We start from the raw sequence: 25,738 nt of genomic DNA on the forward strand, positions 1-25,738 counted from the left end.
TGTTTGTGCCAGCGCTTCGGCTGCGCACAGGCGGTCGGTGGCGACCGCTGCGCATGCACGCGAATGATGCGCTGCGGTCATAATCGGAGACCGCCGCGCGTGCCTGCGTGCCGACGCGGCCAGCCTTCCAGGGGAGATCGGGCGCATCCATGAGCGAACAGGTTCAGCTCTACAACCAGGCCATCGCCGCGCTCAACCGCAGCGACTGGCCGCAGGCGCAGCGGATCGCGCAACATCTGCTGCAGGCCTTGCCGCAGCATCCGGGCGTGCATTTCGTCGCCGGCGTGGCGGCGCTGGAGCTGCAGCAGATGCAGGTCGCGGCCATGCACCTGCACCAGGCCGCGACCCTCAATCCCGAGCGCGCCGACTACGCGGCGCAACTGGCGCGGGTGCTGGCGATGGGTCGGTTCCTGCAGGATGCGCACCGTTTCGCCGATCATGCGATGGCGCTGCAACCCACCGATGCGCATACCCTGGACACGCTGGGTGTGGTCTACAGCCAGGTCAACGAACACGCTGCGTCGCTGCAGGCATTCACGCGTGCGGTGCAGGCGGCACCGCAGCAGGCCAGCTTCCGCTACAACCTGGGCACCTCGTTGCTGTTCTCCGGCCGGCTGCAGGAGGCCGAGGCCGAGTACCGCGCCTGCCTGGCGCTGGAGCCGCGCTACTGGAAGGTGTATCTGTCGCTGTCGCAGCTGCGCAAGTGGACGCCGGAAGAGAACAACCTGGCCCTGCTCGAGGCCGCGCTGGCGTCGGCCGGCGACAATCCGGACGCGGTGCTGTACCTGAACCTGGCGCTGGCCAAGGAGCACGAGGATCTTGGCGACTACCGCGCGGCCTTCCGCGGCTATGTGCAGGGCAAGTCGGTGCACAAGCGGGCGCGCGGCTACACCTCCGAGCGCGATGCGCGCCTGTTCGATACGCTGGAGCGGACCTTCCGCTCCGACGATGCCCCGGTGGCGGGCTTCGAGAGCGAGGAGCCGATTTTCGTGATCGGCATGCCGCGCAGCGGTACCACCCTGGTGGACCGGATCCTGTCCAGCCATCCGCAGGTGCACTCGGCGGGGGAACTGCAGAACTTTTCGGTGGTGCTCAAGCGCCTGACCGGCACCCCGTCGCCGGAGATCCTCGACGTTGCCACGCTGAGCCAGGTGCAGGGGCTGGACTGGCGCGCGCTCGGCCGCGGCTATGTCGAATCCACGCGCCCCGGCACCGCGCTGAAGCCACGCTTCGTGGACAAGCTGCCGCACAACTTCCTCTACGCCGGCCACATCGCGCGAGCCTTGCCGAGGGCGAAGATCGTGTGCCTGCGGCGCGACCCGATGGATACCTGTCTGAGCAACTTCCGCCAGTTGTTCGCGCTGTCATCGCCGTACTACGACTATTCCTTCGACCTGATGGACGTCGGCCGCTACTTCCTGATGTTCGACCGGTTGATGGCGCACTGGAACGCGGTGCTGCCGCAGCGCATCCTGCAGGTCGACTACGAGGACCTGGTGACCGCGCAGGAGCCGACCACGCGCCGCCTGCTGGAGTTCTGCGGCCTGCCGTGGGACGACGCCTGCCTGCATTTCGAGCAGAACCAGGCGCCGGTGGCCACCGCCAGCGTGGTGCAGGTGCGCACGTCGATGACGCGTTCGTACATGGGGCGCTGGCAGCGCTACGGCGAGGATCTGGACGAGCTGAAGGCGCTGTTGTCGGGGTTCTATCCGTAGCGTTGCGGCGGCCCGGCGTGCGGTTGCTCGCCACCGTCCTGGCCGCGCATCGCGATGCCTGCGCGTGCCTTGTCGCGCACCGGCGCTGACGCGCGCACTGGGCGCGTGACTCGTCCGTCACGCATGCGGTTGGATGAGCGGGGCCGCGTCCAATCCATGGCACCGACGCGCCGGAGTGATGCCGCGGCGTGACGATCCCGACGATCGCGCTGCCTGCCGGCTGCGACATGCGAGGGCAGGACCGCCGGTCCACGATCCATCGTGCATAAAAAAACCCACCCTTGCGGGTGGGTTCTTTCATTGCATGCGCGCGTTCTTACTTGCCGAACGAGTAACGCATTTCCAGGTAGTACGCACGGCCGTACACATCGAAGTTGTATTCGTTGTACGCCCACTGCGCGCTGCCCGGGTAGGACGCGTCGAACGGCGGCATCTTGTTGAACACGTTGGTCACCATCAGCGACAGCTCCAGGCCCTCGAACGCCTTGTAGGTGACGCTGGCGTTGTGGGTGATGTGCGACGGCAGCTTGCCGGCGCGCGGAGCCGCATAACCATCGGCGCTGATCGTGGCGGCGTAGTTCGGGGTCTTGTCGAACCAGCTCGCGTACCAGGTGGTCGAGAACTTGCCGATGTCCCAGGTCAGCGACGCGTCGGCCTTGCGCTTCGGGTCGGTGCTCCAGTACGGATCGTTCAGCAGGTCGACCGGCGTGTCGCCCGCGTAGCGCACGTACTTGTGGCGCAGGTTCTCGCTGTAGCTGGCGATGGTGCTCAGGTCGCCCCAGCGGCCGAAGTCGTAGCCATAGCGGAACGAGGCGGTGACCGCTTCCAGCTTCTGGTTGGAGACGTTGACCTTCGGCGTGTAGATGTTGGTGATCTGGCCGGCCGTGTTGCGGGTGACCTGGGCGAACGTGGCCTGGCACAGCGCGGAGTTGGCATCGTCGATGCCGGCGCGGCAGCGGTAATCCTGCAGGCTCAGAGCATTGGCGCTCTGCTGGGTGACCTCATCGCTGATGTCCCAGTTGAGGTAGTCGACGGTCAGCGCCATGCGGTCCACCGGCGACCACACGAAGCCCGCGCTCCACACGTCGGCGTTGATCGGCTTCAGGTCCAGGTTGCCGGACTGCGTACCGCGGAACTGACGGCTCGAGTAGGCGGCCGGGCAGTTGTCGGTGTTGCCCGGCAGGTAGCCGCGCCGCGCGCACTGGTAGTAGTCGATGACGCTGTTGTAGTAGCCGCTCTGGCCCTGGTACAGGTCGGACAGGGTCGGCGCGCGGAACGCGGTGCCGTACTTGCCGCGCAGCAGCAGGGTCTCGAACGGACGGTACTCCAGCGAGATGCTGTAGGTCGGCTTGTCGATGGTGCGGCCGCTGGCCTTGAACGCGTCGTAACGACCGGCCAGGGTGATGGTCAGCGGGTCGAACACCGGCATGCGCAGTTCCGAGGTCAGCGCGTAGCGGTCGCGCTGGCCGCCGCCGGCCACCGAGGTCAGGCCCCAGACTTCGCCGTTGAGGATCACCGGATCCGGATCGTAGTCCCACTTCTGCTTGCCGTACTCGCCGACCACGGCCAGGCCCGCATCGCCGCCGGGCAGGCTGAACAGCTTGGCGTTGGTGGCTTGCAGGCGAATCATGCCGTCGGAGGTCTTGCTCTTGTTGGTGGCCTGGCCGGTGAAGCTGGCGAAGTCCGCCTGGCTGATCGGCGAGTAGAACGCCGCGTAGTTCGGCGAGTACACCGGATAGGCGCCGTACAGCGGATCCAGGCCGAGCTGCGGGCCCAGCACGCGGTTGACGAAGAACTGGTCGATCGCGTTCTTGTAGCGGACCAACTGGCGCTCTTCCAGCTTGTACTGGGTGTAGGTGACACCGGCATCGTAGTCCCAGCTCGACTGGCCGAGCTGGCCCTGGGCGCCGAAGGTCACGCGCACCGAGTCGCTCTTGTCGCGGCTCATCGTGTCCTTGATGCCGTTGATGCCCATTTCTTCCGGGGCGAACGAACGCTGCAGGTTCAGCAGGTCGCCCACGTTCGGATCGTAGTAGTAGCCGAAGTCGGCGGCGGTGCCCCACCAGATGTAGTTGGAGCCGGCGTTGTACTTGACCTCGTCGTGGCTGTAGAGCACGTCGCCATACAGCTGCACGTTGTCGTTCAGGTCATGGGTGCCGTGGATGTAGGCCTGCAGCGACTTGTTGCCGGCATCCAGGGTGCGGTAGCCCGGGGTGTACTTGGAGCCGCAGTAGTACTCGTCGCCGAAGCCGCGGCGCTGCTGCTTGGCGATGGTGCCGCCGAACAGGCCGGACACGTTGTTGCAGTTGTTCGGGTCGAGGAACTTGTAGCTGGTGAACGGGCTGTAGACCAGGAAGTCGCGGCTCGGCAGTTGGGCGGTGTAGCCCTGCGTGTTGAACTGCTTGGTTTCGTCGCGCTGGTAGGCCCAGATCGGATCCTTTTCTTCGTACTGCACGCCGCCCAGGATGCTGGTGCGGCCGTCGGCCGAGGTCCAGCCGTCGGCGAAGGTGGCGCGGAAGTTGCTGCCGCCGCCCTCGGAGAAGCCGCCGCCGCGGATGCTGAACACCGCGCCGTCCATCTTCTTCTTGAGGATGACGTTGATCACGCCGGCGATCGCGTCGGAACCGTACAGCGACGACTGGCCGCCCGGCAGGATTTCGATGCGGTCGACCAGGTCGATCGGAATGCCGCTGATGTTGTTGAAGGTGTCGCTGCCGTTGTACAGCGCCGGGTAGTTCGACATCGGGCGGCCGTCGATCAGGTACTTCACGTAGCCCGGCGGCAGGCCGAACAGGCTCACCGTCTTCGCGCCCTGGGTGAAGGTGCCCGAGCTCTGCCCGCCCTGCACGCCGCCGGTGGCGAAGGAGCTCTTCTGCAGCACGTCGGCAACGGTGCTGAAGCCGCGCGCCTTGATCTCTTCGGCATTGATCGTGGTGACCGGCGTGGCGGTCTCGATCTCGGTCTGCGGAATCAGCGAGCCGGTGACGGTGATCTTTTCCAGATCCGTCGCCTTGTCGGTCTTGCCGTCGGTCGTGGCGTCCTGTGCGAAGGCGGCGAACGCGGCCGGGACAAGCATGGCGGAGGCCAGTGCGGCACTCAGGTGGCTGTGCTTGAAACTACGAGTATGACGAGCAGTCATCTTTCTCTATCCCCGAAAATCAATCGATAAGGCGAGGGGCCTCGTGCCGCGACATGTGCCTTGAAAGTGGGATCGCATCCTGCGACCAACCCAAACGTAACACGGACTTAACACCGTTTGTACATGGGTGTCACTTTTTTCGTCTACGGACGAAAAGTGCCGCGATCAGGCGGGAAATGTCGGCGAACGCCGGGTCCTGGCACCTGTGTAGACAAATTTCGCGCTGCTATGCACCATTACGGGGCGTTTGTTGTGCAGGTTGCTGAACCTGGACGTCTCGGAGCCGGCCGTGCCCCGGAAGGCCCGCGCCGACTGGCGCGCGTCGGCATCGTCGCCAGGGAGGCGATGCCGCTGACGCACCATTTCGGTGAGTGCGATTCGCCATCGTGGGGCGTTGGGTGGGCGCACTGGGGACGCCGGCATCGTGCAAGGCGATCCTGTGCCTGTGTGGGCCGGTGTTCGTGGCGCGCATGGTCAGGGGCGAAACGCCCGACGGCCGTCGGTGCCAGGCGCCATTTGCGCAAGATCGGCCGGCGCGCGCGCCAGCGGCGGCGGCAGCGCGGGACCGTGTGGCGAGGCACTTGTATAGTCATGTCTGTGCGGCCCGCGCCGCTGCCGCTGCCAGCGGCATTCCTGCCGCGGTCCATGTTCCTTTCTGTCCTGCGCATGCCCATGTGCGCTGCCGACGCTTCCTGTTGAGTTTTCCGATGACCGAACGCCTGCGTCTCCCCGCCCACGCCGTCCAGCCCAAGCTCGCCCCGCACCCGCGCATCCGCAACGTCATCGCCGTCGGCTCCGGCAAGGGCGGGGTGGGCAAGTCCACCACCGCCGTGAACCTGGCCCTGGCCCTGCAGCGCCAGGGCGCGCGCGTGGGCGTGCTGGATGCCGACGTCTACGGCCCCAGCGTGCCGGCCATGCTCGGCCTGAGTGGGCGCCCGGACAGTCCGGACGACAAGAGCATCGAGCCGATGCGCGCCTTCGGCATCGAGGCGATGTCGATCGGGCTGCTGGTGGACCAGGACACGCCGATGATCTGGCGCGGCCCGATGGCGACCTCGGCGCTGACCCAACTGTTCGCCGATACCCTGTGGGACGACCTGGACTACCTGCTGATCGACCTGCCGCCCGGCACCGGCGACATCCAGCTGACCCTGGCGCAGAAGATCCCGGTGGCCGGTGCGGTGATCGTCACCACCCCGCAGGACATCGCCACGCTGGACGCGAAGAAGGCGCTGAAGATGTTCGAGAAGGTCGAAGTACCGGTGCTGGGCATCGTCGAGAACATGGCGGTGCACACCTGCAGCCAGTGCGGCCATGTCGAGCACCTGTTCGGCGAGGGCGGCGGCCAGCGCATGGCGCAGCAGTACGGTGTGCCGCTGCTGGGGTCGCTGCCGCTGGCGATCGCGATCCGCGAGCAGGGCGACGCCGGCACTCCGGTGGTGGCGGCGGCGCCGGACTCGGCCGCGGCGCAGGCCTACCTGGCCACCGCGCAGCGGCTGACCGAGGAACTGCGCAAGCGTCCGCGCGCGGCCATCCCGATCTCCGCAGCCCTGCGCTGAGCGGCGCGCGGCGCCTGCCGCGAACGCCCCGCGACCGGCTAGAATCGCCGGTCATTGCAGCCGGCCCCATCGGTCGGCCGCGCTCCCGGCGTGCAGGCTGCGGCCGCCGCCACCGGCATCAGGAACCCCCCATGAGCATCAAGAGCGACCGCTGGATCCGCCGCATGTCCGAACAGCACGGCATGATCGCGCCCTACGAGCCGGGCCAGGTCAAGCAGGTCGACGGCCAGCGCATCGTCAGCTACGGCACCTCCAGCTACGGCTACGACGTGCGCTGCTCGCGCGAGTTCAAGGTGTTCACCAACATCAACTCGACCATCGTCGACCCCAAGCACTTCGACCCCAAGAGCTTCGTCGACATCGAGGCCGACGAGTGCATCATTCCGCCCAACAGCTTCGCGCTGGCGCGCACGGTGGAATTCTTCCGCATCCCGCGCGACACCCTGGTGGTATGCCTGGGCAAGAGCACCTATGCGCGCTGCGGCATCATCGTCAACGTGACCCCGCTGGAGCCGGAGTGGGAAGGCCACGTGACCCTGGAGTTCAGCAACACCACGCCGTTGCCGGCGCGCATCTACGCCAACGAAGGCGTGGCGCAGATGTTGTTCTTCCAGTCCGATGCCGACGATGTCTGCGAGACCAGCTACAAGGATCGCGGCGGCAAGTACCAGGGCCAGACCGGCGTGACCCTGCCCAAGACCTGATCCTCCACCCCCTTCTTCCGACAGCACAAGGAGCGCGCAATGAACGACCCCAATCCCTACCAGGCCCCCGACGCGGCATTGCCGCCGGCGCTGCCGGGCACCGCCGGCGGCGAGGTCCTCGCCGGCCGTGGCGAGCGCCTCGGTGCGGCGCTGATCGACGGCGTGATCTCGCTGGCGACGTTCCTGCCGGTGGCGGCGCTGACCGGCTACTTCGGCAAGATCATGGAGGCCGCGCGCAGCGGCGTGCAGTTGCCGTTCCTGACCACGTTCGGCTACGGCGTGCTGGGTATCGTGATCTTTCTGCTGGTGCAGGGCTACCCGCTGGCCAAGAGCGGCCAGACCTGGGGCAAGAAGCTGCTGTGGATCCGCATCGCCGACCTGGACGGCGGGCAGCCGCCGTTCGGGCGCCTGATCGCGCTGCGGTATCTGCCGACCCAACTGCTGTCGCTGGTGCCGATCGTGGGCAGCATCTACGCGCTGGTGGACACGCTGTTCATCTTCCGCCAGGACAAGCGCTGCCTGCACGACCTGATCGCCGGCACCCGCGTGGTCAACGTCCGCCGCTGAGCACGCAGTCGCGACGCAGTAGCGGGGTGGGGATCGCCCAGGCGAATCCCCACTCCCGGCTTTCAACAGCCGCAGGCTGGTCATCCCCAATCCCGGCTCCATCTACTTGCCGCGGCCGAACAGCATGCCGACGCCGACCGCGACCAGGATCGCCGGCCACCAGGTGGCGATCAGCCGGCCCAGGCTCAGGTTGGTCCAGCCCAGGTTGTTGGCCAGGAACACCAGGCCGATCACGATCAGCACGATGGCGGCGATCACATTGGATTTCATGGAGGCGCGGCTTCCGTAAAAAGGGCGCCTATCGTAGCCGCTGGCGCCATGCCGCAACACGCGCCTGCAGTTCTTCGGCCGGCAGCCGCTGTGCGGTGCCGCTGCCCCACACCGGGCCGGGCCAGGCGGCATCGCCCGGATGCCGCCCCAGCACGTGCACGTGCAGTTGCCGCACCACGTTGCCCAGCGCGCCGATGTTGAGCTTGTGCACGCCCGGCTCCTGCCGCAGCAGCTGCGAGAGCTGGTTGATCTCGGCCAGCAGCAGGCGCTGCTGGCCGCCGTCCAGGTCGATCCACTCGCTGGCCTCGGCCACCCGTGGCACCAGCAACAGCCACGGGAAGCGCGCGTCGTCCATCAGTCGCACCTGCGAGAGCGGCCCGTCGGCGACGAACGCGCTGTCGGCCTGCAGCCGCGGGTCGAGGACGAAGTCGGCCATGCCGCGGCTCAGCCCACGTGCTCGGCGAGGAACGCCAGGCTGCGTTCGCGGGCGAGTTCGGCGCTGTCGGCGTCGTAGTGGTTCGGATCCACATGGCGGTCGAAGCCGTGCCCGGCCGGGTACACGAAGGTCTGCATCTGCGGCAGCTTCTCGCGGTGCTGCTGGATCGACTCGGCCGGGATGCTGCCGTCCTGCGCGCCGAAGTGGAACAGCACCGGCGCCTTCGGCGTCTCGTCCAGGAACTGGGTGTTGCGGCCGCCGTAGTAGCTCACCGACGGCAGGCCCAGGCGCAGCGCCGACAGCAGCGCGACGCTGCCGCCCCAGCAGTAGCCCAGGGTGCCGACCTTGCCGGCCGGGGCCAGCGCCTGTGCGGCCGCCTGCACGATGTCCAGAGCGCGATCGAAGCCCAGCGCACCGACCAGCTCCAGGCCCTTGCGCACGCCGTCCTGGTCGTAGGCCAGCTGCGCGTCCTTCTCGACCGGATCGAACAGTGCCGGCGCCAGCACCTCGTAGCCGTGGGCGGCGTAGCGGTCGGCGACCTCGCGGATGTAGTCGGTCACCCCGAAGATTTCCTGGATGACGACCAGGCCGCCGCGCGGCGTGCCCTCGGGCAGGGCGTGCCAGGCGGAGACCTGACCGTGAGCGGTATCGAGCGTGGTCCAGTGGCCCATAGCGGCGTTCCTGTGGCGTGGGGGAAGCGGCGGATTATCCATGGCCCAGGCTAAGCCGGGGTGAGTGGGCGCACACCGGCCGGGCCGCGTCGGCGGCCCCGGCCCGGTATACTTCGCGCGCTGTTTTTCTCCCAGGCCCCCGGACCCCGGCCCCAATGTCTCTCGCGACCCCCAAAGTCGGCTTCGTCAGCCTCGGCTGCCCGAAGGCCCTTGTCGACTCCGAACGCATCCTCACCCAACTGCGCGTGGAGGGCTATGCGATCGTGCCCAGCTACGACGCGGCCGACGTGGTGGTGGTCAATACCTGCGGCTTCATCGATTCGGCCGTGGCCGAGTCGATGGAGGCGATCGGCGAGGCCATGGCCGAGAACGGCAAGGTCATCGTCACCGGTTGCCTGGGCAAGCGCTCGGAGCAGATCCGCGCGGCCTATCCGGATGTGCTGGCGGTCTCCGGTCCGCAGGACTACCAGAGCGTGATGGAAGCGGTGCATGCGGCGCTGCCGCCGCGCCACGATCCGTTCGTGGACCTGCTGCCGCGCGCGCGGGGCGCCGAGGACGACATCGGGGTCAAGCTGACGCCGCGGCATTACGCCTACCTGAAGATCTCCGAAGGCTGCAATCACCGCTGCAGCTTCTGCATCATTCCGTCGATGCGCGGCGACCTGGTGTCGCGCCCGGTCGACGAGGTGCTGCGCGAGGCCGAGCGCCTGGTCAAGGGCGGGGTGCGCGAGTTGCTGGTGGTGTCGCAGGACACCTCGGCCTATGGCGTGGACCTCAAGTATGCCGAGCGCGAGTGGCGCGGCCGCAGTTATCAGACGCGGATGAAGGCGCTGTGCGAGGGTCTGTCGGAACTGGGCGCGTGGGCGCGCCTGCACTACGTGTATCCGTATCCGCACGTGGACGACGTGATCCCGCTGATGGCCGAGGGCAAGCTGCTGCCTTACCTGGACATCCCGTTCCAGCACGCCAGCCCGCGCATCCTCAAGCTGATGAAGCGGCCCGGTGCGGTCGAGCGCACCCTGGAGCGTGTGCAGCGCTGGCGTGCGCTGTGCCCGGAGATCACCCTGCGTTCGACCTTCATCGTCGGTTTCCCCGGCGAGACCGACGCTGAGTTCGAGCAGTTGCTGGATTTTCTCGACGAGGCGCAGCTCGATCGCGTCGGTGCCTTCGCCTATTCGCCGGTGGAAGGCGCCAGCGCCAACGCGCTGCCGGATCCGGTGCCGGAAGAACTCAAGCAGGAGCGGCTGGCGCGCTTCATGGAGCGGCAGGCGGCGATTTCTACATTGCGGCTGGAAGCCAAGATCGGCAGCGTGCAGGAGTGCCTGGTGGACTTCCTGGAGGACGGCATCGCGGTGGCGCGCTCCAAGGCCGATGCGCCGGAGATCGACGGCCTGGTGCATATCCAGAACGGCGGCGAACTCGGCTTGAAGCCAGGCGACCTGGTGCAGGTGGCGATCGGTGACAGCGACGAGCACGACCTGTTCGGCGATGCGTTGCCGGCGCAGGCGTCGTCGGCAACGCCGCTCGATCTGCGGGTGCTCTGAGCCCGCAGACGGCGGCACGCATGGCGCCCTGGCGCCGCGCGCTCACGGCGTGGCGTAGTCCACCGCCACCACCACGAAGCTGTGGCGGCCACCGGGCAACTGCGCTTCCACTTCGTCGTCGACGCGCTTCTTCAGCAGCGCCCGCGCCAGCGGCGAATCGATGCTGATCCAGCCGCGCGCCGCGTCGGTCTCGTCCGGGCCGACGATGCGGTAGCGGCGCAGTTCGCCGCTGTCGGCATCCTCCAGTTCGATGTGCGCGCCGAAGAACACCGCCTGCGGGTCGGACGGCGCGTCGGCGACCACGCGCAGCGCTTCCAGGCGCTTGCTCAGGTAGCGCACGCGGCGGTCGATCTCGCCCAGTTGCTTCTTGCGGTAGGTGTACTCGGCGTTCTCCGAGCGATCGCCCTCGGCCGCCGCCGCGGCCAGCGCCTTGACCACCTCGGGGCGGCGCACCCGCCACAGCTCGTCCAGCTCGGCCTTGAGCCGTGCATGGCCTTCCGGGGTGATCAGGGCGGTGCTTTTTTCGGCAGGGGGACGCCAGCGGCTCATCGGTACGACTGCGGTGGAGCGGGGTGGCGATGCTAGCGCGTGGCTGCGGCTTGCGCACCCGCAGGCGATGGCCGAAGCTGGCGCCGCCCCGCACATGGACGTCGCCCGATGTTGATCCTGCCGCTGCACAAGCCGCTGTCGCGGGACAACCTCCCGCTGGTCACGCTGCTGCTGATCCTGCTCAATGTCGCGGTCTACGTCGGCTGGCAGCGCCAGGACGCGGCGCCGTTGCGGCAGGCGCAGCGCTACTACACGGACTCCGGACTCGGCGCGCTGGAAGCGCCGGCCTATGCGCGCTACCTGGAACGCAGCGGTCGGCGCGCGCCGCTCGCGCAGTTGCAGCAGATGCCAGCGGCAGAGCGGCCCGCCTTCGTCGGCGACGCCACCCTGCATGACGTGCGGTTCGTGCAGGCCATGCGCGATGGCAGCGCCTTCTCAGACGCCGATGCCCGGCAGGCCTGGGCGCCGCTGCGCGCGCACTACGACGCGCTGCTGCAGCGCGTGTTCACCCTGCGCCATGTGCAGCGCAGTTCGGAATGGGCGCCCGCGCGCATGCTCAGCGCCGCGTTCCTGCACGCCGACGCCATGCATCTGATCGGCAACATGCTGTTCCTGCTGGCGCTGGGCACGCTGCTGGAGGGCGCGATCGGCGGCTGGCGGTTCCTGGCGGTGTACCTGCTCGGTGCGTTCGGCGCCAGCGCGGCCAGCCTGTGGTGGCGTTGGGGCGAGGCCGGGGCCGGGCTCGGCGCCTCCGGCGCCATCGCCGCGCTGATGGGCGCGTTCTGCGTGGTGTGGGGGCGGCGTCCGGTGCGCTTCTTCTACTGGGCGGCGGTGCTGTTCGACTACGTGCGCGCCCCGGCCATCGTGCTGCTGCCGCTGTGGCTGGGCTGGGAGTTGTACAACCTGCTGCTCAACGGCGATGCCGGCATTGGCTTCGACGCACATGCCGGTGGGTTGGTGGTCGGCGCCCTGCTCGGTGCGGTGCTGGTGGCGAGCGGACAGACCCGCGAGGCCTTCCTGCGCGATGAGGACGGGGCGCCGGCCGACGACCGCTGGGAGCGTGCGCAGACGCATCTGGGGCGGATGGAACACGTCCAGGCCGGCGCATTGCTGGACGCGCTGGCGGCGGAGGCGCCGCAGCGCTTCGATGTGGCACTGGCGCGCTATCGCCTGGCCGCCAACGCCGGCCAGGCCGCGACGGCGCGGCTGCGCGCGTTGGACGTGCTGCGCCTGGCGGCGCCGTCCGCGCAGGAGGCGCAACAGCAGGCGGCAGTGCTTGCCGCGGCCGGCGATCTGGATGCGTCGACGCGTGCGGCGCTGTTCGCGCACTGGATGGCGCTGGGGATGCTGGCCGAGGCCGAGGCGCTGTTGGCGCAGGATGGGGTCTCGCCGCGCGAGCAGCAGGCGCAGGCCTGGTTCCGGCTGGCGCTGGGTCATGGCGAACGCCAGGCCACGGCGGAGTGGCGGCGCGTGCTGCAGGCGCTGGTCGCGCGCTACCCGGACCTGCCGCAGGCGGACAAGGCGCGGTTCCTGCTCGCCAACGCGTGAGGCCGCGGCCCAGCACGGAAGCGGGGCGCCTTGGCGCGCCCCGCGCGGCCGGCGCTAGACCGGTGCGATCGTCACCGCGCGCAACGCCGCCTGCAGCTTGCTGCGTTGCACCTCGTCGTCGCAGCGGTTCAGCGCGTCCTCCAGCAGGTCGCGGGCCTGCGCGTCCTCGCCGAAGCGTTCGGCCAGCAGCAACGCGGCCTGCAGCGACCAGGCGCTGCGTTCCGGCGCCTTCGGCCAGGCACGCAGCGCGGCCTGCAGGCCGTCGGCGGCGAGTCGGAACTGCCCGGCCAGCTGCGCGCGTTCGGCCAGCAGCGTGGCCTGTTCCGGCAGCAGCGGCGCGAAGTCGGGATCGGTGTCCAGCGCTTCGCGCTGCAGCGCCAGCGCCCGGCGTTCCTGCTTTTCCTGCAGCAGCCGGTGGATGTACTGGCGGGTATGCTCGCGGCGTTCGTCGTGACGCGCACTGCCGCGCAGCAGGCGCTGGTACAGCTCGTGCACGCCCAGGCTCACCGCGCGGCTGCGCACTTCGCCGCGCAGTACCTGCAGCGCGTCGTCGGTATGGCCGTCGCGCACCAATTGTTCGGCCTCGTCGAGCACGCGCTGGTCCGGGTCGTGGCGGGCGAACGCACCTGCCGCGTCGGCGGCCGGTTCGTAGCCCAGCACCGCGTGATACTGGTAGACCAGATAGCCCATCAGGTGGAAGGCCGCGAACAGGCCCCAGATCGTCACCACGGTGACCGCCAGGTCGGCGACCAGCGGCGGCAGGGCGCGCTGCAGCCAGGCGGCGGCGCCCAGCGCGCTGGCCTGGATCACGAACAGCAGGCCGAACGCCGCCAGGTACGGCCAGCCGATGCGCAGCGCCAGGCCGATCGACACGGCCGGGTTCAGCGCACGACGCAGGCTGCCGTCCATCGCCAGGGAAATCAGGAAGCCCGGCTGCAGCAGCACCACCGCCAGCAGCATCAGCAGGCCGCCGACCGGCCCGGTCAGCAGCAGCGCCGCGAACACGGCCACGCCAAGCACGATCATCAGCGCAAACAGCCGCACGACCACGCCGTCGCCGATGTCGAACCCGCGTTCCGGCGCGTCCAGGTAGCCGTCGGCGGTGTGCCGCAGGATCTCGAAGGCGTACTTGTAGATCGCCAGGCTGGTGACGATGCTCAGGATCCAGCCGATGCCCGGCAGCAGGCCCAGCAGGCTGCACAGGGTCAGCGCGATCAGCGCGTACAGTGCGCCGCCGTGCAACGGATACAGCGCGATGGCGCGGGTGCGCGCCCAGAACGGCTCGGGTGTGCTGCGATGTGCGCGGCGTGCGCCCGCGCGACGACGGTCTTCCATGACGCCCCCTGTCTACGAAGTGCGACGATTGTGCGGGTCGGCCGCGGCGCGCGCAATCGGGAGCCGCCGGGCACGCCTGTGGTGGGGCCGTGGGTTGCCATGCCGCCATTGTGTGGTCGACTGCGCAACGCGCGTTCCGCCCCGCCGCCGCCATGCGCCGGCTCGCTACACTGCGCCCGAACGTGGACGGCGCGATGCCAGGCCGATGGTCCTGCACACGCGCTGCGCATCCCCCATTTCCCCTTGGAGCTTCGCTTGGATCCTTCCTTCGTTTCCGCCAATCCGCGCGTGCGCGTCACCAACATCGAGGTGCTGTCGGACAACTGGTACGTGCTGCGCAAGGTCAGTTTCGATTTCCAGCGCCACGACGGCAGTTGGCAGGCGCTCACCCGCGAGGCCTACGATCGCGGCAATGGCGCGACCATCCTGCTGTACAGCCGCGCCAAGGGCACGGTGATGCTGACCCGCCAGTTCCGCTTGCCGACCCTGCTCAACGGCAACCCCGATGGCATGCTGATCGAGGCCTGCGCCGGGCTGCTCGATCGCCACGATGCGGAGACCTGCATCCGCAAGGAGACCGAAGAGGAGACCGGCTACCGGATCGAGAACGTGCGCAAGGTGTTCGAGGCGTTCATGAGTCCGGGTTCGGTGACCGAACGGCTGTACTTCTTCGTGGGAGAGTATGTCGATCGCGACAAGGTCGGCGCCGGCGGCGGCGTGGCCGCCGAGGGCGAGGAGATCGAGGTGCTGGAGCTGACGCTCGATGCGGCGCTGGCGATGATCGACAGCGGCGAGATCGCCGACGCCAAGACCATCATGCTGCTGCAGTACGCCAAGCTGCACGGTTTGCTGGCCTAGCGTAGCGTTGTTGGTTCCTGTCTCTGCGCGTGGCATCGCCAGGAGCGAAGGCCGCGCCCAACAGCGAATCCAGCGTTCTGCATGCGGGGCCTGTCGATCGCTGGTGGCGACCTCAGGTGTCGGCGATGACCCATTGCACGTCCGGCACCCACGCCTGCCGCCATCGGGCCATTTTTGCTTCGGCATCCAGCCATTGCGGGGACACCGGCACTGCGGCCCCCAACGCCGGCGTCTTGTTCAGACAGCCGGCATTGACGGCACCGTAAAGCCGCCCCTGATGCTCGAACGTGACCGCGACCAGCACCCCGCACTGGCGGCACAACTGGAATTGGGCGGCCTCTGCGCCCTGGCGATAACGATGCACGGCCTCGGCATGCGTGGCCGTCAGTCGCAGTGTGCCGGCGGGATCGGAAACGTATGCCGCGCCATGCTTCTGGCAGAAGCTGCAGTCGCAGGCGCGCGGATGGATGTCCCCGGCCGTTTGATCCGTCGAGAACACAACGGCCAGGCAGCCGCAGTGGCAGCTTCCCTGGAGCGTTGTCGGCTTGTCTGGCCGCGACATCATTGCAAGGCGCTCATCGCGTTCCTGTCCATGCTGGAGCTTCATTTGGCGTCGGCTGCGCTCAGCGCTTGCCGCCGAAGATGCTGCCGAAGATGCCGCGCACGATCTGCTGGCCGATGCGGTTGCCGATGGTGCGCGAGGTCTGCTTGGCCATCGCTTCCAGCATGCCCTGGCGGCGCTTGGTGCCGAACACCGCGTCCTTGACCGCCTGGCCGAAGCCGCTGTCCTGCGCCTCGTCCTGTTCGCGGGTGCGTGCCGGCGGCGCGGCGCTGCGGTCGGCGCTCTGCTCGACGCGACGTGCCAGCAGTTCCGCCGCCGATTCGCGATTGACCGGCGTGTCGTAGCGCGCGCCGACCGGGCTGCCGGCGCGCACCTGCGCGCGCTCGGCCTCGGTGATCGCGCCCATGCGGCAGCGAGGTGGCGCGATCAGGGTCTGCTGCACCGGCGAAGGCACGCCCTTGTCCTGCAGCGTGGACACCAGCGCCTCGCCGGTGCCGAGCTGGGAGATGGCCTTGGCCACATTCAGCTTGGGATTGGCCACGAAGGTCTCGGCGGCGGTGCGCACCGCCTTCTGGTCGCGCGGCGTGTAGGCGCGCAGCGCGTGCTGCACGCGGTTGCCGAGCTGGCCGAGGATGCTGTCGGGCACGTCGTCGGGGAACTGCGAGCAGAAGTACACGCCCACGCCCTTTGAGCGGATCAGCCGCACCACCTGCTCGATGCGCTGCACCAGCGCCGGCGGCGCATCGTCGAACAGCAGGTGCGCCTCGTCGAACACGAACACCAGCTTGGGCTTGTCCAGGTCGCCCACTTCCGGCAGCCGCTCGAACAGTTCCGACAGCAGCCACAGCAGGAAGGTCGAGTACAGCCGCGGCTTGAGCACCAGGTGCGCGGCGGCAAGGATGCCGATCACGCCACGACCGTCGTGGTCGACCCGCATCAGCTCGGCCAGGTCCAGTGCCGGTTCGCCGAAGAAACCTTCGCCGCCGTCCTGGGCCAGGCGTAGCAGCGCGCGCTGGATCGCGGCCACCGACTGCGCGCTGACCAGGCCGTATTCGGTGGAGATGTCCTTGCGCTCTTCCACCACCAGCCCCAGCAGCGCGCGCAGGTCGTCGAGGTCGAGCAGCAGCAGGCCGCGGTCGTCGGCCAGCTTGAACACGATGTCGAGCACGCCGGCCTGGGTGTCGTTGAGTTCCAGCACGCGCGCCAGCAGGGTGGGGCCCATCTCGCTGACGGTGGTGCGCACCGGATGGCCGAGCTGGCCGTACAGATCCCAGAACACCACCGGGTTGGCGGCCGGCGCGTAGTCGGCCACGCCGATTTCCCTGGCGCGCGGCAGCACCTTCTCGCTGCCGTCGCCGGGCATCGCCAGGCCGGCCACGTCGCCCTTCACGTCGGCCAGGAACACCGGCACGCCGATCCGCGAGAAGCCTTCGGCCAGGGTCATCAGGGTCACGGTCTTGCCGGTGCCGGTGGCGCCGGCGACCAGGCCGTGGCGATTGCCCAGGCGCGGTTGCAGCAGCACCGCGATGTCGTCGGTCACGCCTTTGCCTAGCAGGATCGGGTCCATATCGGGGTCCGCAATGAGATGCCTGGATTCTAGAGCGTCCGCGGGATGGCCGAACGCGCGCGTGTCGCCCTGGGCGCGTCGCGGTGCCGCGCAGACGCCGGCGTGGCCGCCAAAAGCGGTCTTTGCCGTGTCTGGCCGTTCGCTGCTGCAACGCCGATACGTCCCGCCGCAAACGGCGTCGCCCGGGTTCGCATGCGATGCCCGTGCTGCAGCGCAGGATGCCCGCTGGCCATGAACGTCGGCCCGCCGCGGGCCGGGTCGTGGCCGCGGCGACCTTGCCGCAATGTGACGGCGGGGGCTACCCTGCGGCCTTTCCGTCGCCGCGTCCCACCATGCCCCTTCCGTTCCGCTTCACCCACGCGTGGCCCGTCGCGGCTGCCGTGGCGCTGACCTGCACCGCTCCTGCCGCCCATGCCCGCGTGTCCGCCCGCGACCAGGCCGCCATCGCCGTCCTCGACCAGCGCCTGGCCGCCGCCGAGAAGCGCTACAACGACGCCATGGTGCTGGTCGGCAACAGCGACCCCAAGGGCACCCAGGAAAGCGACGCCGCGCTGGAGGACATCGAGGACGTGATCCAGGCCTGCATCAAGCAGCGCGGCTGCGAGGTCGGCACCTACCTGGGCGCGTACAAGCGCCTGCTCAAGGCCAAGGCCGATGCGCAGGGCCAGGCCAGCGACACCGATGCCGCCGACGACGATTCCGCGCCGCTGCAGGCCGACCCCGACCACATCAGCCCGCTGGCCGCCGACGTGCCGGAAGCGGCGCGCGCGGCACGCCTGCTCAACGACAAGCGCCACGCCTTCGATTCGATGGTGGAGTACAACCCGGCGGTGCAGGCCGGCATCCGCCGCTGGCTCACCGACATGCGCCCGGCGTTGATGAGCAGCTACGAGAACTACCAGAACCTGCGCGCGGTCATGTGGCCGGAGTGGGAGAAGCGCGGCCTGCCGGAAGCGCTGCTGTTCGGCATCATCGCCAAGGAATCCAACGGTCGCGTGCACGCCAATTCGCGGGTGGGCGCCGCCGGGCTGATGCAGTTCATGCCGGCCACCGGGCGCCGCTTCGGCCTGGGCCCGGACGGCACCGGCTTCGACACCCGCTACGACGCGCGCAGCGCCGCCGAGGCGAGTGCGGTCTACATCAACGAGCGCATGGCCGAGCTCAACCGCAGCGTCGAGCTGGCCCTGGCCGGCTACAACGGCGGCGAAGGCCGCGCCGCGCGCGTGTTCAACCAGATGCCCGGCCGCAGCTTCTGGGACGCGTCGGTGTACAACCAGTTCCCGGCCGAGACCAAGGACTACGTGCCGATGGTGATCGCCGCGGCGTGGATCTTCCTGCACCCGCAGCAGTACGGCGTGGCGTTCCCCAAGATCAATGCGCAGCCGGCCACGCTGCGCCTGGCCAAGTCCACCACCATCTACGAACTGACCATCTGCCTGGGCAGCGACGGCACCCGCGACGGCTACATGCGGGCGCTGCGCAACCTCAACCCGCGCTACGAGCCGGACGGCTGGATCCCGGCCGGGGTGACCATCAATGCCACCACCAAGATCGTCGGCCTGTACAACCGCTACTGCGTCAGCGGCCCGCGTGCCGACTTGGCGCGCGCGCTGATCACCGCCGACGTCACCGCCGCGGTGCGCAGCGGCAGCCCGGCGCCGGCCGCCGACCTCACCGGCAACGTGGCGGTGGGTGACGTCAGCCCGGTGGCCGGCGTGCCGACCACGGTGGCCACTGGCCGCCCCGCGCCGGCCAAGCCCAAGCAGAAGCAGGTGCGCAACTACCGCGTGGCCAAGGGCGACACCCTGGGGCGGATTTCCGACCGCCACGACTGCGATCTCAAGGAACTGGCCAAGGCGAATGGCTTGCGTGCTCCGGGTTATGCGCTGAAGCCGGGGCAGTCGTTGAAGCTGGTGGGCTGCGAGAAGTAAGGCACAGCCGCTCCCTTCTCCCTCCGGGACCATGGCCCCCCTTTCGGGGGAAGGTAGCGCGTAAGCGCCGGATGAGGGTGCGGCTGCCGCGGTGTTGGGCGCGTGGCTTTTCAGTCATCTATTGCGAGTCGGCGGTCTGCCACCGTCCATGCGTCGGGACTGAAGTCCCTCCCACAGTGGAGGTGGCCGCAGCACTGGCTGTTAGGGACAAGCGCTGACCAATCCCTTCTCATCTCGGGAGAGGGTGGCGCGCAGCGCCGGAAGAGGGTGCGGCAGCCGCAGTGCCGTGGCGTGCGGCTTTTCCAGCCATCCATCGCGAGCTCGCGGTCTCTCAGCGCCAATGCGTCGGGACTGAAGTCCCTCCCACAGTGGGGCAATCGCTACAACGCCAGTTGTGAGACCCAAGCGCGGTCGAATCCCTTCTCCCCTCGGGACCATGGCCCCCTTTTCGGGGGAAGGTGGCGCGTAGCGCCGGATGAGGGTCGGGCCATTCGCAGTCTCGGGCGTGTGGCTTGCCGTCATCCATTGCAGGGAAAGGCGGTCCTTCCACCGTCCATGCGTCGGGGCTGAAGTCCCTCCCACAAGGGTGGCTCTGCACAACGGGGCCGCAGCGCGGCCCTCGCACCTCAGCGCACCAACCGCGCCAGCGCCTGCCCCAGCCGCACCGGCGATTCCGCCTTCAGCGCCGGGTCGAACGTGGCCACGCCGGGCGGCAGCAGCACGATCACCGTGGAGCCATAGTTGAAGCGCGCCATCTCCTCAAACCGCTGCAGGGTGATGCCCTTGCCGCGCCAATCCTTGCGGGTGATGCGATCGGCGTAGCGCGGGATCTCCACGCCGCTCCATACCGTTTCCACGCCGGACACCAGCAGTGCGCCGACCATCACCGACACCATCGGGCCGAAGTCGGTGTCGAAATGGCAGACCAGGCGTTCGTTGCGCGCGAACAGGCGCGGCACGGTGCGCACCGCATCGGTGCCGACGCTGAACAGCCGGCCCGGCACGTGCACGGTTTCGCGCAGGGTGCCGGTCCACGGCATGTGCACGCGGTGGTAGTCGCGCGGCGACAGGTACACGGTGGCATAGAGGCCATTGGCGAACGGTGCCGCCGCGGCGTCGTCGCCGAGCAGTTCGGCGGCGGTGAACGACTGCCCCTTGGCCTGGAAGATGCGCCCGTCCTCGATCCGGCCGAGCTGGCTGATGCGGCCGTCGGCCGGCATCAGCAGCGCCTGCGGATCGGGGTCGGCGACGCGCGCACCCGGCTTCAGCGCTCGGGTGAAGAAGGCGTTGAAGGTCGGGTAGGCGGTCGCATCCGGTTGCGCGGCCTCGCTCAGGTCCACGCCGAAGCGGCGCACCACCGTGTCGATCAGCCACTGCTTGAGCCCGGGCCGCGACGAATAGGCCAGGCGTCGCGCCAGCGAGGACAGCAGCCGGTGCGGCAGCACGTAGGTCAGACGGGTGGTCAGGCTCATGGGGCGGTGGCCTTGGTCAGGGCCTGCAGGTCGGCGGCGATCGCGGCGGCATCGAACGGCGGGCGGATCAGCCCGGCCTGGCGGCCCTGCGGGTCGAGCACCGCGATCGCGGCGGAGTGGTCCATGCTGTAGTCGTTGGGGTTCTCGGCGTAATGCTTGCCGGGCACCTTCTGGAACACGAAGCCCAGCGCGGTCGCGAAGCGCTCCAGTTCGGGCACGTCGGCGGTGGCGGCGATGGTGTCCTTGTGGAAGGCGTGGGCGTACTCGCCCAGCCGCGGCAGGGTATCGCGCTGCGGGTCGACCGAGACGAACAGCACGCGCGGGCGCAGTGTGTCCGGCAGCGTCTGCCATTGCTTCTGCGCGCGCGCCAGGTCGGCCAGGGTGGTCGGGCACACGTCCGGGCAGGCGGTGAAGCCCAGGAACACCAGGGTCCAGTGGCCCTTGAGCTCGCCCGGCACCAGCGGCGTGCCGTCGGTCTGGCGCAGGTGGAAGTCGGGCAGGGGCCGCGGCTGCGGGTACATGCGCACCGTGCGGGTCTCCGGCCAGGCCGGGGTGGCGCTGCCGCCGAAGTACTTCTGGGCCAGCAGCAGCCCCAGGCCGGCGGCCAGGGCAACCACCAGGACGATGCCGAAGGTGCGGTTGAACATACTGATTTCCCATGCAACGAACGCTCATCATAGCGGCCGGGCCTCTATAATCGGGGGCCGAATTGCCTTGCCTGTTGCCATGACTGCCGACGCGGCCGCCGAACTCCACACGATCATCGACCTGATCCGCTACGGCACCAGCCGTTTCAACGCCGCCGGGCTGAGCTTCGGCCACAGCTACGACAACGCCCTGGACGAGGCCACGCAACTGGTGCTGCATGCGCTGCACCTGCCGCACGACCTCGGCCCGGCCTACGGCAGCGCGCGGGTGACCACGCCGGAGAAGGCGCAGGTGCTGGCGCTGTTCGAGCGCCGCATCGCCGAGCGCATCCCCGCCGCCTACCTCACCGGCGAGGCCTGGTTCGCCGGGCTCAGCTTCAAGAGCGATGCGCGCGCACTGGTGCCGCGTTCGCCGATCGCCGAACTGATCGAGGCCGGCTTCGAGCCGTGGCTGGCCGGCCGCCCGGTCGAGCGCGCGCTGGACCTGTGCACCGGCTCGGGCTGCATCGCCATCGCCATGGCCCACTACAACCCGAACTGGCAGGTGGACGCGGTCGACATCAGCGACGAGGCGCTGAGCCTGGCCGCCGAGAACAAGGAGCGGCTGCTGGCCGACAACGTCGAACTGGTCAAGTCCGACCTGTTCGCCGGGCTGAGTGGTCGCCGCTACGAGCTGATCGTGACCAATCCGCCCTACGTCACTCACGCCGAGACCGACGCGCTGCCGCCGGAATACGCGCACGAGCCGGAACTGGGCCTGCGGGCGGGCGACGACGGCCTGGACCTGGCGCTGAAGATCCTGCGCGACGCGCCGGCGCACCTGAGCGAGGACGGCCTGCTGATCTGCGAAGTCGGCGAGTCCGAACGCGCGCTGGCGCAGCTGCTGCCGGAAGTGGACTTCGCCTGGGTCGAGTTCAAGGTCGGGCAGATGGGCATCTTCGCGGTGGAGCGCAGCGAACTGCTCGCGCACCACGCGCGCATCGCCGCGCTGGCCGCGGACCGGTGACGCAAGCGACATGAGCGCGAACAGCTTCGGCACATTGCTGACCGTCACCACCTTCGGCGAATCGCACGGGCCGGCGATCGGCTGCGTGGTCGATGGCTGCCCGCCCGGGCTGGAACTGGACGCCAGCGAATTCGCCCACGACCTGCAGCGCCGCGCCACCGGCAAGAGCCGGCACACCTCGGCGCGGCGCGAGGCCGACGCCATCGAGATCCTGTCCGGGGTCTACGAGGGCCGTACCACCGGCACCCCGATCGGCCTGCTGATCCGCAACACCGACCAGCGCAGCAAGGACTACACCGACATCGCCCGGCAGTTCCGTCCGGGCCATGCCGACTACAGCTACTGGCAGAAGTACGGCATCCGCGATCCGCGTGGCGGCGGTCGTTCGTCCGCGCGCGAGACCACCATGCGCGTGGCCGCCGGCGTCATCGCCAAGAAGTGGCTGGCGCAGCGCTACGGCGTGCGCGTGCGCGGCTATCTTTCGCAGCTCGGGCCGCTGCTGCCGCAGGGCTTCGCCTGGGATGCGGTGGAGGACAACGCGTTCTTCTGGCCGCATGCGCCGCAGGTGCCCGAGCTGGAGGCGTACATGGATGCGCTGCGCAAGTCCGGCGATTCGATCGGCGCGCGCGTCACCGTGGTCGCCGACGGCGTGCCGGCGGGCTGGGGCGAGCCGATCTACGGCAAGCTCGACGGCGAACTGGCCGCGGCGATGATGAGCATCAATGCGGTCAAGGGCGTGGAGATCGGCGACGGCTTCGCCGCGGTGACCCAGAAGGGCACCGAGCACCGCGACCTGATCGCGCCGGACGGCTTCCAGTCCAACCATGCCGGCGGCGTGCTCGGCGGCATCGCCACCGGCCAGCCCCTCGTCGTCTCGGTCGCGTTCAAGCCCACCTCCAGCCTGCGCCTGCCCGGCGCCACGGTGGATGTGGACGGGCAGGCGGTGGATGTGATCACCACCGGCCGCCACGATCCCTGCGTCGGCATCCGCGCCACCCCGATCGCCGAGGCGATGATGGCGCTGGTGCTGATGGACCAGGCGCTGCGCCACCGCGCGCAATGCGGCGACGTCGGCACGATCACGCCGCGCATCCCCGGCGGTGGCGATGGCTGAGTCGCGGCCGCGGGTGTGGGTCAGCCAGCCGCTGTTCGACGATGTCGTCGCACGGCTGGGGGCGCATTGCGCGTTGACCACCACCGCGGACGTGACCAGGTATTCGCCGCAGGACCTGGCGCAGGCGCTGGCGCCGCTGGACGGCGCCCTGGTCACCCTCAACGAACGCATCGGCGCCGCCGAGATCGCCGGCGCGCCGCGGCTGCGCGCCATCGCCAACGTCGGCGTGGGCTACAACAATCTGGACCTGGACGCGCTCAGCGCGGCCGGCATCGTCGCCACCAACACCCCCGACGTGCTCACCGAGACCACCGCCGATCTCGGCTTCGCGCTGCTGATGGCGGCGGCGCGGCGCATCACTGAATCCGAGCGCTGGCTGCGCGACGGGCAATGGCAGCAATGGTCGTTCCAGACCATGCTCGGCGCCGATGTCCACGGCAGCACCCTCGGCATCCTCGGCATGGGCCGGATCGGCCAGGCCATCGCGCGCCGCGCCGCCGGCTTCTCGATGCGCGTGCTGTACCACAACCGCAGTCGTCTGCCGGACGAGGTGGAACGCGCGCATCGCGCCGAGTACGTCGGCTTCGACGCGTTGCTGGCGCGCGCCGACCATCTGCTGCTGGTGTTGCCGTACAGCGCGCAATCGCACCACATCGTCGACGCTGCGGCGCTGGCGAAGATGCAGCCGACCGCCACGCTGGTGAACATCGCCCGCGGCGGCCTGGTCGATGAAGTCGCGCTGGCCGACGCGCTGGCCAACGGGCGCCTGGCCGCGGCCGGACTGGACGTGTTCGAAGGCGAGCCGGCGATCCGTCCGGAGCTGCTGGCGCTGCGCAACGTGGTGCTGACCCCGCACATCGGCAGCGCCAGCGTGGCCACGCGCCGGGCGATGGTGGCGCTGGCGGTGGACAACCTGCTCGCCGCGCTGGGCGTCGGCGCCGACGCCGGACGCCCGCCCAATGCGCTGAACCTGGACGCGATCGCCGCGGCCGGCGGCGGCGCGCGGGCGATTGCGGACAAAAAACGATAGGGAGCCTGCGGCGCCGCGCGCGGCGCGCACGGCAGGTTCCCCGAATCCACGTGGCAGTGCGGCTGTTCCTCCCCTTCTTTTTCTGCGGATCGAATCTTCCATGAGCAATGCAACCCGTCGTTTCAACGTCGCCGTCGTCGGCGCCACCGGTGCCGTCGGCGAGACCATGCTGAGCATCCTCGCCGAGCGCGATTTTCCCGTCGCCACGCTGTACCCGCTGGCCTCCGAGCGCTCGGCCGGCGGCCAGGTCGAGTTCAAGGGCCAGAAGGTCACCGTGCTCGACCTGGCGACCTTCGATCCGAGCGGCGTGGACATCGCGCTGTTCTCCGCCGGCGGCGGCATCTCCAAGGAATACGCGCCGAAGTTCGCCGCGGCCGGCGCGGTGGTGATCGACAACTCCTCGACCTTCCGCTACGACGACGACGTGCCGCTGGTGGTGTCGGAGGTCAATCCGCACGCGTTGAAGAACCGCCCGCGCGGCATCGTCGCCAACCCCAACTGCTCGACCATGCAACTGATGCCGGTGCTGGCGCCGATCCACAAGGAATACGGTATCGAGCGCATCAACGTGGCCACCTACCAGTCGGTGTCCGGCGCCGGCCGCTCGGGCATGGAGGAACTGGGCAAGCAGACCGCGCAGCTGCTGGCGTTCCAGGACATCGAGCCGCAGAAGTTCCAGGCGCAGATCGCCTTCAACCTGATCCCGCACATCGACGACTTCCAGCCCAACGGCTACACCAAGGAAGAGATGAAGCTGGTGTGGGAGACGCAGAAGATCCTCGAGGACAGCAGCATCCTGGTGAACCCAACCGCGGTGCGCGTGCCGGTGTTCTTCGGGCACTCGGAGGCGGTCAACATCGAGACCAAGCGCAAGATCACCGTCGAGCAGGCGCGCGCCCTGCTCGGGCAGGCGCCCGGCGTGGAAGTGGTCGACGAGCACAAGGCCGGCGGCTATCCGACCCCGGTCACCCATGCCTCGGGCAAGGATCCGGTGTTCGTCGGCCGTATCCGCGAGGACTTCTCGCACCCGCGCGGCCTCAACCTGTGGGTGGTGGCCGACAACATCCGCAAGGGCGCCGCGCTCAATGCGGTGCAGTTGGCCGAGCTGGTTGCCCAGGAGGGCTGAGGGGTAGGGATTCGGGAGTCGGGATTGGGGATTGGCAAAAGCTGTGCAGCGTGATTCCAAGGCTGCGTAGCGCCGAATGTCCCGGCTATCACGCAACGGCCAGCGGCACATGCCCTGGCCGTTGTCGTATCCGGCGTCCCGCGTCGTGCTGCGAAGACAGCGCCTGCGGGCGATGATGACGTGCGCATCCCCCGTAGGAGCGGCTTCAGCCGCGACGAAGCGTTCCCGGGAACGCCATCGCGGCTGAAGCCGCTCATACAGGACAAGAGGCGTTGCAGTACTTGTCGGTCACTGATCCCGCAAGGGGAGGAGAGGCCGCTTGCGCACCCCGCGCGAGCGCGCGCCCCGCCGCTGCAATGCCCGCAACGAATCCCCAATCCCAAATCCC

Annotated in this window: 22 protein-coding genes; 12 read left to right on the forward strand and 10 right to left on the reverse strand. The window is 69.0% G+C overall.

The annotated features are described in order from the left end of the window. The first annotated feature begins 149 nt into the window (after positions 1 to 149). Complete coding sequence (locus tag J7357_RS17040; RefSeq protein WP_209248326.1) at positions 150 to 1,715, forward strand: sulfotransferase; 1,566 nt, start codon at positions 150 to 152, stop codon at positions 1,713 to 1,715. Positions 1,716 to 2,031: 316 nt separating this feature from the next. Here J7357_RS17040 and J7357_RS17045 read toward each other — a convergent pair whose 3' ends face one another. Continuing rightward, the gene (locus J7357_RS17045; protein WP_209248364.1) at positions 2,032 to 4,791 is read right to left on the reverse strand and encodes a TonB-dependent receptor; all 2,760 of its coding nucleotides are present in this window, start codon (positions 4,789 to 4,791) and stop codon (positions 2,032 to 2,034) included. Positions 4,792 to 5,561: 770 nt separating this feature from the next. On the opposite strand from J7357_RS17045, the gene apbC reads away from it, so the two are divergent. From apbC to J7357_RS17060, 3 genes are all read left to right on the forward strand, one after another. After that, positions 5,562 to 6,413, forward strand: a complete 852-nt coding sequence (apbC, locus tag J7357_RS17050; protein WP_209248327.1) for an iron-sulfur cluster carrier protein ApbC — start codon at positions 5,562 to 5,564, stop codon at positions 6,411 to 6,413. Between the two features lie 131 nt (positions 6,414 to 6,544). Beyond that, a complete protein-coding gene (gene dcd, locus J7357_RS17055) occupies positions 6,545 to 7,117 on the forward strand; it encodes a dCTP deaminase (RefSeq protein ID WP_010340509.1) in 573 nt (190 codons plus the stop codon). Positions 7,118 to 7,156: 39 nt separating this feature from the next. Then, complete coding sequence (locus J7357_RS17060) at positions 7,157 to 7,684, forward strand: RDD family protein (protein ID WP_209248329.1); 528 nt, start codon at positions 7,157 to 7,159, stop codon at positions 7,682 to 7,684. A 102-nt stretch (positions 7,685 to 7,786) separates the two neighbouring features. Here the strand turns inward: J7357_RS17060 and J7357_RS17065 are convergent, their stop codons facing one another. The 3 genes from J7357_RS17065 to J7357_RS17075 are packed head-to-tail and all read right to left on the reverse strand — an operon-like array spanning position 7,787 to position 9,061. Beyond that, positions 7,787 to 7,954, reverse strand: coding sequence for a DUF5668 domain-containing protein (locus J7357_RS17065; protein ID WP_003467495.1), 168 nt, complete (start codon positions 7,952 to 7,954; stop codon positions 7,787 to 7,789). A gap of 28 nt (positions 7,955 to 7,982) precedes the next feature. Continuing rightward, a complete protein-coding gene (locus tag J7357_RS17070) occupies positions 7,983 to 8,390 on the reverse strand; it encodes an HIT family protein (RefSeq protein ID WP_209231405.1) in 408 nt (135 codons plus the stop codon). A gap of 8 nt (positions 8,391 to 8,398) precedes the next feature. Then, positions 8,399 to 9,061 (reverse strand): dienelactone hydrolase family protein, encoded by a 663-nt coding sequence (locus J7357_RS17075; RefSeq protein ID WP_010340513.1) that lies wholly within the window; start codon positions 9,059 to 9,061, stop codon positions 8,399 to 8,401. A gap of 155 nt (positions 9,062 to 9,216) precedes the next feature. Here J7357_RS17075 and rimO point away from each other — a divergent pair, with 155 nt between their 5' ends. Continuing rightward, a complete protein-coding gene (gene rimO, locus J7357_RS17080; protein ID WP_209248332.1) occupies positions 9,217 to 10,605 on the forward strand; it encodes a 30S ribosomal protein S12 methylthiotransferase RimO in 1,389 nt (462 codons plus the stop codon). Between the two features lie 42 nt (positions 10,606 to 10,647). Here the strand turns inward: rimO and greB are convergent, their stop codons facing one another. Further along, complete coding sequence (gene greB / locus J7357_RS17085) at positions 10,648 to 11,154, reverse strand: transcription elongation factor GreB (RefSeq protein WP_209248334.1); 507 nt, start codon at positions 11,152 to 11,154, stop codon at positions 10,648 to 10,650. 108 nt (positions 11,155 to 11,262) lie between these two features. Here greB and J7357_RS17090 point away from each other — a divergent pair, with 108 nt between their 5' ends. Further along, positions 11,263 to 12,702 carry a rhomboid family intramembrane serine protease gene (locus J7357_RS17090; protein ID WP_209248335.1) on the forward strand — a complete coding sequence of 480 codons (1,440 nt, stop codon included), beginning with the start codon at positions 11,263 to 11,265 and terminating at the stop codon, positions 12,700 to 12,702. Positions 12,703 to 12,756: 54 nt separating this feature from the next. Here the strand turns inward: J7357_RS17090 and J7357_RS17095 are convergent, their stop codons facing one another. Beyond that, a complete protein-coding gene (locus J7357_RS17095; protein ID WP_209248337.1) occupies positions 12,757 to 14,037 on the reverse strand; it encodes a hypothetical protein in 1,281 nt (426 codons plus the stop codon). 255 nt (positions 14,038 to 14,292) lie between these two features. Here J7357_RS17095 and J7357_RS17100 point away from each other — a divergent pair, with 255 nt between their 5' ends. Beyond that, on the forward strand, positions 14,293 to 14,895 hold the full coding sequence (locus tag J7357_RS17100; protein ID WP_209248339.1) for an NUDIX domain-containing protein: 603 nt from the start codon (positions 14,293 to 14,295) through the stop codon (positions 14,893 to 14,895). A gap of 112 nt (positions 14,896 to 15,007) precedes the next feature. On the opposite strand, the gene J7357_RS17105 is transcribed toward J7357_RS17100, so the two are convergent. Both J7357_RS17105 and J7357_RS17110 read right to left on the reverse strand, forming a co-directional pair. Next, positions 15,008 to 15,502 (reverse strand): GFA family protein, encoded by a 495-nt coding sequence (locus J7357_RS17105; RefSeq protein WP_244667620.1) that lies wholly within the window; start codon positions 15,500 to 15,502, stop codon positions 15,008 to 15,010. A gap of 16 nt (positions 15,503 to 15,518) precedes the next feature. Further along, positions 15,519 to 17,039 carry a helicase HerA-like domain-containing protein gene (locus tag J7357_RS17110; protein ID WP_343237427.1) on the reverse strand — a complete coding sequence of 507 codons (1,521 nt, stop codon included), beginning with the start codon at positions 17,037 to 17,039 and terminating at the stop codon, positions 15,519 to 15,521. Between the two features lie 317 nt (positions 17,040 to 17,356). Between J7357_RS17110 and J7357_RS17115 the strand changes: the two genes are divergently transcribed. Then, positions 17,357 to 18,955 (forward strand): transglycosylase SLT domain-containing protein, encoded by a 1,599-nt coding sequence (locus J7357_RS17115; protein ID WP_010340521.1) that lies wholly within the window; start codon positions 17,357 to 17,359, stop codon positions 18,953 to 18,955. A gap of 626 nt (positions 18,956 to 19,581) precedes the next feature. Here J7357_RS17115 and asd read toward each other — a convergent pair. After that, entirely contained in the window at positions 19,582 to 20,427 is an 846-nt protein-coding gene (gene asd / locus J7357_RS17120; protein ID WP_209248344.1) for an archaetidylserine decarboxylase, read from the reverse strand. Beyond that, complete coding sequence (locus tag J7357_RS17125; protein WP_209248346.1) at positions 20,424 to 21,074, reverse strand: SCO family protein; 651 nt, start codon at positions 21,072 to 21,074, stop codon at positions 20,424 to 20,426. The genes asd and J7357_RS17125 overlap by 4 nt, the downstream gene beginning before the upstream one ends. 79 nt (positions 21,075 to 21,153) lie before the next feature. Between J7357_RS17125 and prmB the strand changes: the two genes are divergently transcribed. The 4 genes from prmB (at position 21,154) to J7357_RS17145 (ending at position 25,350) form a co-directional block, all read left to right on the forward strand. Next, entirely contained in the window at positions 21,154 to 22,080 is a 927-nt protein-coding gene (gene prmB, locus J7357_RS17130; protein WP_209248348.1) for a 50S ribosomal protein L3 N(5)-glutamine methyltransferase, read from the forward strand. A gap of 10 nt (positions 22,081 to 22,090) precedes the next feature. Next, entirely contained in the window at positions 22,091 to 23,194 is a 1,104-nt protein-coding gene (gene aroC, locus J7357_RS17135) for a chorismate synthase (RefSeq protein ID WP_209248350.1), read from the forward strand. Next, entirely contained in the window at positions 23,187 to 24,224 is a 1,038-nt protein-coding gene (locus tag J7357_RS17140; RefSeq protein ID WP_209248352.1) for a D-glycerate dehydrogenase, read from the forward strand. The genes aroC and J7357_RS17140 overlap by 8 nt, the downstream gene beginning before the upstream one ends. Positions 24,225 to 24,324: 100 nt before the next feature. Further along, the gene (locus tag J7357_RS17145) at positions 24,325 to 25,350 is read left to right on the forward strand and encodes an aspartate-semialdehyde dehydrogenase (protein WP_010340528.1); all 1,026 of its coding nucleotides are present in this window, start codon (positions 24,325 to 24,327) and stop codon (positions 25,348 to 25,350) included. The last annotated feature ends 388 nt before the right edge of the window (positions 25,351 to 25,738 follow it).

The organism is Xanthomonas sp. D-109 (genome assembly GCF_017746095.1).
Classification (GTDB): Bacteria; Pseudomonadota; Gammaproteobacteria; order Xanthomonadales; family Xanthomonadaceae; genus Xanthomonas_A; species Xanthomonas_A sacchari.